This is a genomic window from Pseudofrankia saprophytica (assembly GCF_000235425.2).
Taxonomy (GTDB): Bacteria; Actinomycetota; Actinomycetes; order Frankiales; family Frankiaceae; genus Pseudofrankia; species Pseudofrankia saprophytica.
Genome location: NZ_KI912266.1, coordinates 5,626,517 through 5,638,555, shown reverse-complemented (window position 1 = coordinate 5,638,555; position 12,039 = coordinate 5,626,517). Strand labels below are relative to the sequence as shown.

General features: G+C 70.5%; 9 protein-coding genes and 1 pseudogene. 2 read left to right on the top strand and 8 right to left on the bottom strand.

What is annotated here, in order from left to right:
- The first annotated feature begins 49 nt into the window (after positions 1–49).
- Together FRCN3DRAFT_RS0223785 and FRCN3DRAFT_RS0223780 are read left to right on the top strand one after the other, a co-directional pair.
- A complete protein-coding gene (locus tag FRCN3DRAFT_RS0223785; protein WP_007513254.1) occupies positions 50–1,279 on the top strand; it encodes a glycoside hydrolase family 1 protein in 1,230 nt (409 codons plus the stop codon).
- A gap of 53 nt (positions 1,280–1,332) precedes the next feature.
- The gene (locus FRCN3DRAFT_RS0223780) at positions 1,333–2,550 is read left to right on the top strand and encodes an ABC transporter substrate-binding protein (RefSeq protein ID WP_007513252.1); all 1,218 of its coding nucleotides are present in this window, start codon (positions 1,333–1,335) and stop codon (positions 2,548–2,550) included.
- A 96-nt stretch (positions 2,551–2,646) separates the two neighbouring features.
- On the opposite strand, the gene FRCN3DRAFT_RS0223775 is transcribed toward FRCN3DRAFT_RS0223780, so the two are convergent.
- From FRCN3DRAFT_RS0223775 to FRCN3DRAFT_RS45905, 8 genes and pseudogenes are all read right to left on the bottom strand, one after another.
- Positions 2,647–3,330, bottom strand: coding sequence for a response regulator transcription factor (locus FRCN3DRAFT_RS0223775; RefSeq protein ID WP_007513249.1), 684 nt, complete (start codon positions 3,328–3,330; stop codon positions 2,647–2,649).
- A complete protein-coding gene (locus tag FRCN3DRAFT_RS0223770; RefSeq protein WP_007513247.1) occupies positions 3,327–4,712 on the bottom strand; it encodes a sensor histidine kinase in 1,386 nt (461 codons plus the stop codon). The genes FRCN3DRAFT_RS0223775 and FRCN3DRAFT_RS0223770 overlap by 4 nt, the downstream gene beginning before the upstream one ends.
- A 10-nt stretch (positions 4,713–4,722) precedes the next feature.
- Entirely contained in the window at positions 4,723–6,960 is a 2,238-nt protein-coding gene (locus FRCN3DRAFT_RS0223765) for an MMPL family transporter (RefSeq protein ID WP_007513245.1), read from the bottom strand.
- A gap of 234 nt (positions 6,961–7,194) precedes the next feature.
- Positions 7,195–8,748 carry a protein kinase domain-containing protein gene (locus tag FRCN3DRAFT_RS0223760; protein ID WP_007513243.1) on the bottom strand — a complete coding sequence of 518 codons (1,554 nt, stop codon included), beginning with the start codon at positions 8,746–8,748 and terminating at the stop codon, positions 7,195–7,197.
- Between the two features lie 58 nt (positions 8,749–8,806).
- Positions 8,807–9,499, bottom strand: a complete 693-nt coding sequence (locus FRCN3DRAFT_RS0223755) for an LmeA family phospholipid-binding protein (protein ID WP_232794122.1) — start codon at positions 9,497–9,499, stop codon at positions 8,807–8,809.
- Positions 9,500–10,033: 534 nt separating this feature from the next.
- Positions 10,034–10,279, bottom strand: a pseudogene (locus FRCN3DRAFT_RS0223750) (hypothetical protein); the annotation flags it as partial.
- Entirely contained in the window at positions 10,248–11,285 is a 1,038-nt protein-coding gene (locus FRCN3DRAFT_RS45910; protein ID WP_269799834.1) for a HEAT repeat domain-containing protein, read from the bottom strand. The gene FRCN3DRAFT_RS45910 and the pseudogene FRCN3DRAFT_RS0223750, both read right to left, overlap by 32 nt.
- A gap of 8 nt (positions 11,286–11,293) precedes the next feature.
- Entirely contained in the window at positions 11,294–12,037 is a 744-nt protein-coding gene (locus FRCN3DRAFT_RS45905; RefSeq protein ID WP_232794121.1) for a HEAT repeat domain-containing protein, read from the bottom strand.
- Between the last annotated feature and the right edge of the window lie 2 nt (positions 12,038–12,039).

The window sequence follows — 12,039 nt, the reverse complement described above, 5'->3', positions numbered from 1 at the left end:
CACACAGATCAATACCGTTTTCCCCGCTACTCCGGGAGGTCCACCGATCATGAGCCAGTTCCCCGACGGCTTTCTCTGGGGTGCCGCGACCGCCGCCCATCAGGTCGAGGGCGGCAACGTCAACGCCGACCTGTGGGCCAGTGAATGGGCGCCCGGATCGCATTTCGCCGAGCCGTCCGGCGACGCCTGCGACCACTACCACCGCTATCCCGAGGACATTGGCCTGCTCGCCGGGCTCGGGCTGAACGCCTACCGGTTCGGGGTCGAATGGTCGCGGATCGAGCCCGAGGAGGGCTTCTTCTCCCGGGCCGCGCTCGACCACTACCGCCGCATGGTCGGCACCTGCCTCGAACACGGCGTCACCCCCGTCGTCACCTACAACCACTTCACGACGCCCCGCTGGTTCGCCGCGGCCGGCGGCTGGAACGGCACCGGCGCCGTCGACCGGTTCGCCCGGTACGCCGCCCGGGTCACCGAACACATCGGCGACCTGGTGCCCTGGATCTGCACCTTCAACGAGCCGAACGTGATCTCGTTGATGGTCCACCTCGGCCTGGCCCCGGCCGCCGCCCGCGAGGACGGCCTCGGCTTGGCGGCTGCCGCCGACGACCAGCCAGCCCCGTCGGGTCAGTCGGGATCGGGCGGGAGCTGGCCGGTCCCCTCCGTCGAGGTGATGGCCGCCGCGCACCGCAAGGCCGTCGAGGCGATCAGGTCCGGGCCCGGAAACCCCGCCGTCGGCTGGACCCTCGCCCTCATCGACCTGCAGCCCGCCGAAGGCGGCGAGCAGCGCTGGGCCGCCACCCGCCAGGCGGCCGAGCTCGACTGGCTCGACGTCTCCCGCGACGACGACTTCGTCGGCGTCCAGACCTACACCCGGGAACGCGTCGGACCGGACGGCGTCCTGCCGGTGCCCGACGGCGTCCCGACGACGCAGACCGGCTGGGAGGTCTACCCCCAGGCACTGGGGCACACGGTCCGGCTCGCGGCCGAGCACGCCCGGGTGCCGATCCTGGTCACCGAGAACGGCATGGCCACCGCCGACGACGACGCCCGCACCGCCTACACCGCGGCCGCCCTCGAGGGACTGGCCGGCTGCGTCGCCGACGGCGTCGAGGTGCGCGGCTACCTCCACTGGTCGCTACTCGACAACTTCGAATGGACGTCCGGCTTCGCGATGACGTTCGGACTGATCGCCGTCGACCGGACCACCTTCGCCCGCACCGTCAAACCGACCGCGCGATGGCTCGGCGAGGTCGCCCGTGCCAACAAGCTCCCCTGACGGAAGTGGGGAGCCGGGTGGCTACTTTCGGCCGGGAGAGCGTCGGGATTTGCATGCGCTTACGCAGGCCTCGGGCACCTTTAGGAATGGCGAGCGCGGTCCTCGTTGTCGTCGCCGTAACCGGCTGCTCCTCGTCGAGCGCGGGGAACGGAGCGGCCGCGGCCTGCGACTCGCCCGGAGTCACCAAAAGCCAGGTGACGCTTGGGTTCGTCTATCCAGGCTCGGGGGTGTCCAGTTCGGCGCTGTCCTCGGCTCGGGCCGGTCTTGACGCCAGGATCGGTCTCGCGAACGAGGAAGGCGGCGTGCACGGCCGGCGGATCGCCTATGAGTGGCGAGACGACGAGGGCTCGGGGCCGGTCGCCGAGACCGCGACCGAGGAACTCGTCGACCAGGAGAAGGTCTTCGGCCTCGTGACGGCCAGCGCCACCCTCGGCGACTCGATGGACCGCCTGACCCAGGAGGACGTGCCGGTCACCGGCGTCGCCGTCGAACCGTCCTGGGCTGGGCGCGAGAACATGTTCTCCTTTGTCTACTCGGCTTCCCCCGTCGTCGTCGGCCGTTACATCCGGGCCGCTCGCGGCACCCGGGTCGCCATCGTCACCGGGGACCAGTCGGAGGTGACCTCCGGCATCACGGGGGAGTACCTCCAGGGCCTGAAGACCGCGGGGATCAGCACAGTCAAGGCGTTCACCTACGTGGCCGGCAGCGGCAGCCCCGACCAGGTGGCCAGCAAGATCGAGGACTTCGGTGCCGACGCCCTGCTGGGCATCACCGCCCCGGACGACTTCGCCAAGATCATGCAGGCGACTCGCGCGGCGGGCGTGAACCCCGTGGTCAGCGTGGTGCTCACCGGCTACGACCGCGGGCTGCTGTCATCCATCGGTCCGGCGCTCGCCGGCGTGTCGATGCCGGTCTTCTTCCGGCCGTTCGAAGCCGGCGGACCGGCGATTCAACGCTACAAGGACGCGATGACCCGCTACGCCCCGGAGTCCACGAACACCGACCAGCAGTTCGCCATGTTCACCTACATCAACACCGATCTGTTCCTACGTGGCCTCGACCTGGCGGGACCCTGCCCCACCCGTGACGACTTCATCAAGGCACTGCGCGGCGTCTCCAGCTACGACGCGGACGGCCTCATCGCGCCAGCCGACCTGCACGACTATTCGGGTAAGCCGTTGTCCTGCTACGCCTTCGTCCAGGTGAATCCCAGCGGCACCGCGTTCGCGACGGCTCGAGAGCGTGTCTGCGCCGACGGCAGCACCTCCTGACCCTGTCCGTCCGGGCAAGGGCCGTGGGACATGCCAAGGCCGGCCGACGATCGGCTGACGTGGAAGAGCCGCCGTGCGTCGCCCGGGGCCGGTTCACTACTGCGCCCACGCACCGGGGGTCATGAGGCCGTGTTCGTAGGCGAACACCACGAGCTGGGCGCGGTCGCGGGCGTGCACCTTGGTCATGGCTCGGTTGACGTGGGTCTTGGCGGTGGCGGGGCTGATGTGTAGCTGGTCGGCGATCTCGTCGTTGGACAGGCCACGCGCCGCCAGGATGGTGATCTCGCGTTCGCGGGCCGTGAGCTCGTTCATGGCCGGGAGCGCGGCGTCGAGGTGGGCGGTGGGGCTGGCCAGGAACCGTTTGACCAGGGCCGTGGTGGCGGTGGGTGACAGCAGGGACTCGCCCGTGGCGACGGTCCGGATGGCGTCCAGGAGAGCGGCCGGTGCGACGCCCTTGCCGAGGTAGCCGCTGGCGCCCGCGCGCAGGGCGGCCAGCACGAGCTCGTCGGTCTCGAAGGTGGTCAGGACCAGGATGTGCACGCCGGCGAGGGACGCGTCGGACGTGATCTGGGCGGTGGCCGCGACGCCGTCGAGCTCGGGCATCCGGATGTCCATGAGGACGACGTCGGGCATCGTCTCTCGCACCACCGTGACGGCCTCGACGCCGGTGCCGGCCTCGCCGACCACTTCCATTCCGGGCGCGGCGTCGAGCAGCAGCCTGAAGGTGGCGCGCAGCAGCTCCTGGTCGTCGGCGAGCACGATCCTGACGGGGGCTGTCACGGCGCGGGCCTCTCTGTCTCGGTCGGGTCGGTGCCCACGCGGTCGGCGCCCACGGCGGGGACGATCTGGTGGTCGGTGGTGCGCTGTGCTCTGGTGCTCAGTGTGGCGGTGACGAGGTAGCCCCCGTCGCCGGTCGGGCCGGCGCCGAATGTTCCGCCCGCGGCGCGGGCGCGTTCACGCAGGCCGATCAGCCCGTGACCGGTGCCGACCGGGTGCTGCTGGCCTGGCCGGACCGAGCGGCTGTTGTGGATCTCGAGCCTCAGCTGGCCAGGCGCCCAGCGCATGGTGACGGAGACGGGCGCGCCGGGAGCGTGCTTGGTGGCGTTGGTCAGCGCCTCCTGGACGATCCGGTAGGCGGCCAGGTCGCTCTGGTGGCTGAGCGCGGCCGCCTGGCCGTGGACGTCGAGCGTGACGTGGGCGCCCGCGTCGCGGAACCGGCCCAGCAGGCCGCCGAGCTGCTTCAGGCCGGCCACGGGTGCCAGCGAGGGGGAGCCGAACGACTGGTCGTCGGTGGCCGGCAGAGGGTGGCCTGCCGGTTGCCGTTTCCCGGTGTGCTCGGCATCGTCGGGGTCGCGGCGCAACAGGACGAGGGCGGCCCGCAGGTCGTCGATGGCCGCCGAGGTGTGCTGGGTGATCCCGCGCAGAGCCTGGCGCGCGGTCAGGGGGTCGGTGTCGAGCAGGTAGTCGGCGACGGCGGCCTGCGCGTCGACGAGGGCCAGGTTGTGGGCGAGGGTGTCGTGCAGCTCGCGGGCGATGCGCAGCCGTTCGTCGAGCACCGCCTGCCGGGACTGTTCCCTGGCCTCGCGGGCCCGCCGGGTCCGCGCGTCGTGCCGGGCGCGTATCCCGACACCGACGCCGGCGGCGATGACGACGAGCTGGACCATGACGAGGTCCGTGCCCGCCAGGGAGAGCGGCTGGAAGAGCAGCGCGGCGGCCAGGAGTATGGACGCGGCGGCGGCGCCGGCGATCCACCCGTCCCGTTGGCGGCGGCGGGCCGCGACGGTGTAGACGGCGATCATCGTGGCGAGCGGGACAGGCTGGTAGGCGCCGACGGTGCTTCCGGGCAGGCCGGCGTCGAGGTCGTGCATGACCGCGAGGTGGCAGGCCTCGACGACCACGACGGCGGCGAGAACGAGCTCGGGCCAGTAGGTCCGCACCAGGAGCGGCAGCCACGAGGCGACGGTGAGGAGTAGAAGCTCCGTGCTGGGGAACGTCGCGGTACCGGAGCGGACGACGACCACGATCGTCATCGTCACCAGCATGGCGACGGTGACGACGATGTCCCACCGGGTGGGACGCCTGCTCTCGCTGAGCAGGCGTCGCCAGCCGGTGGCTCCGGTGGCGCCGGCGGTTCCTCCGGCGACGGATCGGTTGATCGTCACGGCTCCTCGGTCACCGCCGGTCCGCCGCGGCCGAGGCGTGGCCGGCGGCGCCGACCAGGTTGTCCGCGGGTGGCGCGTCCATCTGGTCGGACGGTATGTCGATCTTGTTCGCGGGGCCTTCGATCGCCAGGCGGGGCGTGAGGCGGTCGGCCCACCGAGGGTATGCCCACACCCGGTCGCCGATCATCCGCAGCAGCGCCGGGACGAGGATCATGCGCACGACGAAGGCGTCCACGACGACCGCGAGGGCAAGGCCGATGCCGATGCAGGAGACGATCCGCTGGCCGCTGAACCCGAACGAGGAGAACACGCACAGCATGATCACGGCGGCGGTGGCGATGACCTTGGCGGTTTCTGCGACACCCGTGCGGATCGAGCGCGTGTTGTCGTGTGTGTGTGCCCATTCCTCGCGGATGCGGCTGACCAGGAACACCTGGTAGTCCATCGACAGGCCGAACATCACCCCGACGACCATGATGGGGACGATGTAGGAGATCGGCGCGCCGTCCCCGACGCCGAGCAGGTTGCTGGCCCAGCCCCACTGGAAGATCGCGGTCAGCGCGCCCAGGCCGACGACGATCGTCGCCAGGTTGCTGACAGCCCCGACCAGCGGCACCAGGAGGCTGCGGAACGCGAGCACCAGCAGCAGGAACCCGAGTCCGGCCACCAGCGCCAGGTAGAGCGGCAGCTTGCTCATCAGCGCGTCCGCGATGTCGATGTTGGTCGCCGTCTGGCCGCCGACGTACACCTGCAGGTGGCTGCCAGCCTCGGCGGCCGGGATGACGTCCCGCCGCAGGTGATCCACCAGATCGACGGTCGCCTTGGCGCCCGAGCTGCTCGACGGCGTCACCTGGACGACCTGGACGCCGTCACGGGCGGTCGCGCCGAGGGCGACCGAGGCGACGTCGGGCACCGACGGCAGCCGCGTGACCAGAGTGTCCAGCGCCTGGGCGGAACTCCCGTCGGGAGTCTCGGCCACCAGCAGCAGGGTGGCGTCGATGCCGCCGCCGAACGCGGGACTCATCAGCTCGTAGTACTGACGCGACGTCGAGCCGGCCGGGTCGCTGCTGGCGTCGGCCTCGCCGACCCGCATCGACAGCACCGGGACCGCGAGCGCCGCCAGCACGACCAGCGCGAGCACCGCCATCGGCGCGGGAGCACGGGTGACGAGCGCCGCCCAGCGCCGGGCGGGCCCACGGCGAGACCGTGCGCGTCCCGGCGCGGACTTCCTCGCCGTGACGTCGCTGCTGTCGGACAGGAGGCGGCGCTGCCGGCGGGACAGCACGCGCGGGCCGAGGACCGACAGCAGCGCGGGCAGCAGGGTGATCGCCGCCAGCACGGTGAACAGCACGGTCACCGCGGCCGCCTGCCCCATGCCGGTGAGGACGCCCATGCCGACCACGAACATCGCCAGCAGCGCGGCGATCACCGTCAGACCGGCGAAGATCACCGCTCGGCCGGAGGTGTTCCCGGCCTGCCCGATGGCGTCGTGCACCGATGCTCCGGCCATCAGGGCCTTGCGGTGCCGGTCGACGATGAACAGCGCGTAGTCGATGCCGACGCCCAGGCCGATCAGCGACCCCATCGTGATCGACTCGCTCGACAGGTCGACGGCGTGGGAGCCGACCATGACGAACAGCAGTGAGGTGACGACGCCGACCACGCCGGTGATGATGGGAAGTGCCGCGGCCCAGGCGGAGCGGAACATCACCAGCAGCACCAGCAGTGCCGCCAGGATGCCGACGACCTCGGCGATGCCGCCCGACGTCGTCGTGGGTGCGAACGCCTGGCCGCCGGTCTCGACCTGGAGGCGGTCGTTCTCGATCGACTGGGCGGTCTGCCGGACCTGGGCGACATCGACGTCGTCGGTGACGGTCACGTCGGCGTAGGCCGTGTTCTGACTGGTGTTGAGCCGCGACGCGTCGCCTGCGGCGTACGGGCTCACGACAGCCTCGACTCCGGGCAGCGACGCGATCGTGGTCAGCATGCGGGCGACGTCGCCGCGCACCTCGGCCGAGTCGACGGCCTGCCCGGTGGTGTGCCAGACGATGCGACCGGTCTGGGGCGAGTCGGTGGAGGCGCCGAGCAGCGTGTAGGCGTGTGCCGACTCGCTGTTGGGCAGGTCGGCGACGGTCTTGAAGTTGGACCCCATTCCTACGACGAGGCCGATCAGGACGACGGCGGCGCCGGCCCAGACCCCGAGAACGACGAAGCGGTGCCGTGCGCACCACCGGGCAAGAACGGACACGGGACTGCCTTTCGCGAGCTCGAATGTGGCACCTCACGGTCCCGCCGAAGCCGCCCGGCGCCATCCGCCGTCCGTCGTCATCCGCGTGTACCACGACCGCGGTATGCCGCCCCGCACCCCGCACCCCGCACCCCGCACCCCGTGCCCGTGCCCGTGCCGCGGCAGGACACGCTGCGATCACGGAAATGGACGCCTCGCCCGCGGGCTGATCCTGCCGTGAACGTGGATGGCTGTTCAGAGTGGTATCGACACGCCCGTACCGGTCGAGCTGCCGTGCAGTCGTAGCAGTTTCAGTCTTGCTTCCGCAGGAATGTCGAAGACCATCCGGCCATGTACCGATGCGCCAGGGGCGACGGGCTGCCATACCGTTTCGCCAAGAAGGTAGAAACGAGACAGGTAGTCGGCCGAGTGCTGGCCGCCGAAAGAGTCGTATGCGTACTGGTTGGCGCTCTGCAGCTGGCGCGACGATCCACCGACGTTGCGGACCGTCATCGTCACCAGGCAGAACTGGCCGTTCGGACGGCGAGCCAGGAAATCGGGGCCGAGCTGCTCGACTCCGCATTCGACGCCCTCGACCGTGAACTGGAGTCCTCCGTCGCGGAAGCCGACCGGTCCCGGGGAGGGAGCCGACGGGGCCGGGGAGCGCGGACTGGTGGTGGTCGTGGCGGCGGTGACGGGCGGAGCTGGGGCCTGACCGCGGTTTTTCGTAGCTACCGTCCAGGCAGTCGCAAGGGCCAGCAGCAGCACGCCGCCGCCGAGCAGAACGGATGGACGAACCCGCGGACGCCACGGTCGCCGCGGACGAGGCGTTCGCCTCCGCGGAAGCCGTGGAATGGTGCCGGTGAGGCCGAGCAGCCGGATCGCGGGATCGGTGGCCCGGTCGTCCGGGGCTAGCTGGACCAGGTGCAGGAGCAGGTCGCGGGCGGTGGGCCGGGCCGCCGGGTCCTTCGAGAGAGCGTTCGAGACGAGATCCTCCAGCTGCCGGGGGAGACCCGTCAGATCAGGTTCGGCACTGGTGATGCTGTACGCGAGCTCGAGATCGGTGTCGCCGTCGAACGGGTGCCGGCCGGTGGCCGTGTAGGCGACGAGCATGCCCCAGGTGAACACGTCGGCAGCCGGTCCGATGGGTTGACCGTGGATCTGCTCGGGTGCCATCCAGCCCGCCGAGCCGAATCCCCAGTCGGTTGGTTTCGCGACGGCGCCGTCAAGCACCTGGGCAATGCCGAAATCGATCACCCTCGGACCGGTCAGTGAGAGGATCACGTTGCTGGGCTTGAGGTCCCGATGCACCAGCCCGGCATGGTGGATCGCGGTCAACGCGGTCGCCACGCCGACCGCCAGCCCGGTGAGTGTGGATGAGCTGAGCGGGCCGACGGCTACTGCCTGATCGAGGCGAAGGCCTTCGATGAATTCGGTCACCAGATATGGCGCGAACGCGTCCGGGTCGGCGTCGAGAACCTCGGCTGTGCAGAACGGCGCGACGCTCCGGGCCGCCTCGACCTCCAGCCGGAAACGGTGTCGATATTCTGGGCTGTTCGCCCTGTCTGGTCGAATGACCTTGACCGCGACCGCGCGGCCACCGGGGTCACGTCCGAGGTAGACGGTACCCATTCCTCCTTCACCCAGCCGGCTGACCAGAATATAAGGGCCGACGGAATCCGAGTCATGCGGCAACAGCCGCTCGCCGGGAATGGTCGTCGCACCTGAGGAACTCACCGCCCGCGTCAGTGGGGTCGCCGGACCGTCCACGTCCAGCTGCCTCCAGGTCATGCCACTATTCCTGGTCATCCCGCGGCTCACCTCCCGGTTTTTTCTGCTTTCTGCGCATCTCGGTTTGGTGGCGCGCTCAGCAGCCCTGGAGCCGGGTCGTCGAGGGCTGCGTCGGCTCCAGCTTCAGGTCGTCGGCCTCGGCAGTGATCTCGACACCGGACGGCGTCACGGCGGCCGACGTCAACCGCAGGTCCAACGGCAGGCTGGAGAGCGGTATGGTCACGCTGAGGGCTCGCACGGTGCTCGCGGGGATGCTCAGGGCACCCAGGCCGTTGACGCCGAGCGCGGTGGGCGCGAGGGTGAGCCGGTCGTTCTGGACGCTGGCCCGCACGTCGCCGAACGCCTTGATCTGTCCGACCAGCGGTACGTCCACCGGTGCCGAGATGCGCATCCCGCCGCCAGACGCGCTCAGCTGGATGTCTCCGGGCTGGTCGGCGAGGTAGGCGTTGAGGTCGGTGTAGGTGAGTCCCACCGTGCCGATGACATGATCGATCGGCATCGTCTTGACGTTGTTGCCGATCAGCGTGCTCAGCGGAAGATGCACTCCTCGGACGTGCACGCTGATGTCGTTGACGCACAGGTCGGACACGGCGACCCGGCGAATGCGAAGACCGATGTCCTTGTAGTCACCCGTGACCACCTGGGTCAGGAACGGGAAGCCGCCTACCGAGGCCGCCGGCTTGTTCGGCAGCTGCTGACTTTTCTGGAGCTGGCTGACCAGTTGGGAGGCTGCGACGTGAGCGGCCAGCCGGTCCATCGCCCCGAGCACGATGATCAGAAGAACCAGAGCAACCGCCAGGATCCTGCGCGACCTGCGGCGGCGAGTGGATCTCCGGGGGGTTGCTGACGTCTTGGGCGAATCCTCCTCGCTCGGTGACGGCCGGCCCTCCGATGGCACCTCCATTCGGGTGGATCCCCGCAACCACGACGCTTCGCGATCTCTCGTCTTGCCAGGTGGTGGCTCGGTGGGCTGTGGCGCTCGTGGGAGCTCGGGTGCGTCAGGGCGTGCGGCACCGGAGTCCGCATCGATCTCGCCACTGGCGGCACCATGGGCCCCGTATCCGCCAGGTCGCGGATGAGGCATCGGAGTAGCCACGGAAGTGCCTCCAGACTGAGCTCAGGTCTTCACCACGCTCGCTGGGACGGCCTCTTCCGTCGTCATCCGTATGCGGACATATCCGTGTACCGCGGCTGCGGTACCTGCGCCGATCGTGGGCAGGCGCGATCAGTGTCCGAACCTGGCGATCACCCGATGGTGACTCGCTATCCGTCGGCCGCGGCGAGGTCCTCGGGACCCCTCGATCAGCAGCGATGCGAAGCGTTGTATCCACCGATACACAGTCACGTGATCAACCTCGATGCCGCGCTCAGCGAGCAGCTCCTCGACGTCCCGGTAGGACGGGGCGTACCGCAGACACCAGCGCACTGCCAGGACGATCGCCTCGGGCGGGAACCGGAACCCCGTGAGCTCCGAGACCGGGATGTGCGGACGAGGACCACGGCGAGCCGTGATCCGATCATGCCGGGTCGCCGGGGCGGACCACGGCATCGACCGGCGCGACAGAACCCTCTTCGAGAACTCCGACGAAGGCGGAGGCGACGAGGGCGACAGCAGGGTCGTCGTCGCGGGCCAGCTGGCGCAGGACCTCCTGCGCGCCCGGTCCCGGCAGCTCGACCAGCGCCTGGGCCAGGCGTATCCGCGTCGCGGAGTCGGCGGTGTGCGCGGCGAGTTCGTCGACCAGCGCGGTGATGATCCGGGCCGCGCACCCGGGATCCTGGGACAGCGTTCCCAGGACCTCCGCCGCGTCGACGTCATGGAAGCCTTCGACCACCATGCCGACGAGTGTCGGCACGGCTGCGGCGACGCCACGCCCGCCCAACGCCAGCGCGGCGTACCCGCGCACCATCGTGTCCGGGTCCCCGAGCGCGTCCGCAAGCGCCACGGTCGTACCCGGAGCCTGGGACATCCCGGTGATCGCCAGGACCGCGCGCCGCCGGATGTCGACGTCCCGCGAGTGCATGCCGGCCGCCAGCGTCGCCAGGCCGTCGCCGCCCGATCGGGCGAGCGCCCAGCGCAGGGCGCCCGCGACGTTGGGGTCGGACTCGGCCAGCACCGCCCCGGCCAGTAGTTCGGCGGGAACCGGTTCGCCCACCGGGCCGGCCAGGACGGTCTGCTGTCTGCGCGCGGCGCTGGTCGAGCCGAGCCCGTGCATGAGTTCGACGATGCGCAGGACGCCCTGCCAGCCGGTGGGTGCCGACGCGTCGATCGCGCGGAGCCGCTCGAGCAGCTCCTGTTCCCGCTCCAGGCGGTCTTCCGTCCACCGGATGAGGTCGCCGACCAGGGCGGACGGAGCGAAGGCCGGGTCCTGCAGCGCGCGTCCGACCTGCCTGAGCGAGAGCCCGAGGGATCGAAGGCTCTCCACGTGGAAGATCCTGCGGATGTCCTCGGGGGAGTACTCGCGGTAGCCGCTGACCGTGCGACCAGACGGTCGCACCAGCCCGAGGGCGTCATAGTGCCGAAGCATTCGGGCACTCACCCCAGAGTGGCGGGCCACGTCACCGATCAGCAATCCGCGATCTCCGCAGCCTCCGTCGACCCGGTCGACCCGGTCGACTCCATGGTCGCGGCAGTCTCGGGACTCCCGGCGACTCTCGCCGCCACCGCCGCCGTGGCGGCAGCGGCGGCTCGTTCCGGGCCGAGCGTGACCACTCGTTTCGCCTCGTCGATGGCCACGTCGAAACCAGCCTCCGGGTACCGCAGGAGCAGCTCGGTCGCACGGGCGTGCGCCGCCACCGTCGGGTCGAGGTTCGCCGCGGCCTTCTCCAGGGCGGGCTCGATCACGCTGCCGAGGTCGACGAGGGCCCGGCTCAGGCTGAGCCGCACGTCGCGGCCGCCGCGGCCGAGCTGCGCGACCAGGTCGTCGACCAGGTTCTTCTTCTCGTCCTCGGGTACGAGGGCGACCGCGACGCGCCACGCGGTCCGCGCGACCTCGTCGTCGGTGTCGCGCAGCAGGTCGCGCGTGATCCAGTCCCACGCCCTCCTGTCACCGATCTTGGAAAGTGTGTGCAACGCCTGGCCGCGGGCCTGAGCGTGCTCGGAGTCGAGCTCCTGGCGGATCCGGGGCAGGGTGATCTCCGGCGAGAGCCGGGCAAGCGCCCAGGACAGCATGTCTCGCACGAAGAAGTCCGGCTCGACCGCGCACCGCTCGACGAGCGTCTCCAGCAGGCCGGGGTCCGGGTTCGAGCCGACCGCCAGGGCCGCCTGAAGCCGGACTGACGAGTCCTTGGCGCCCAGGGCGCCCGCCACGC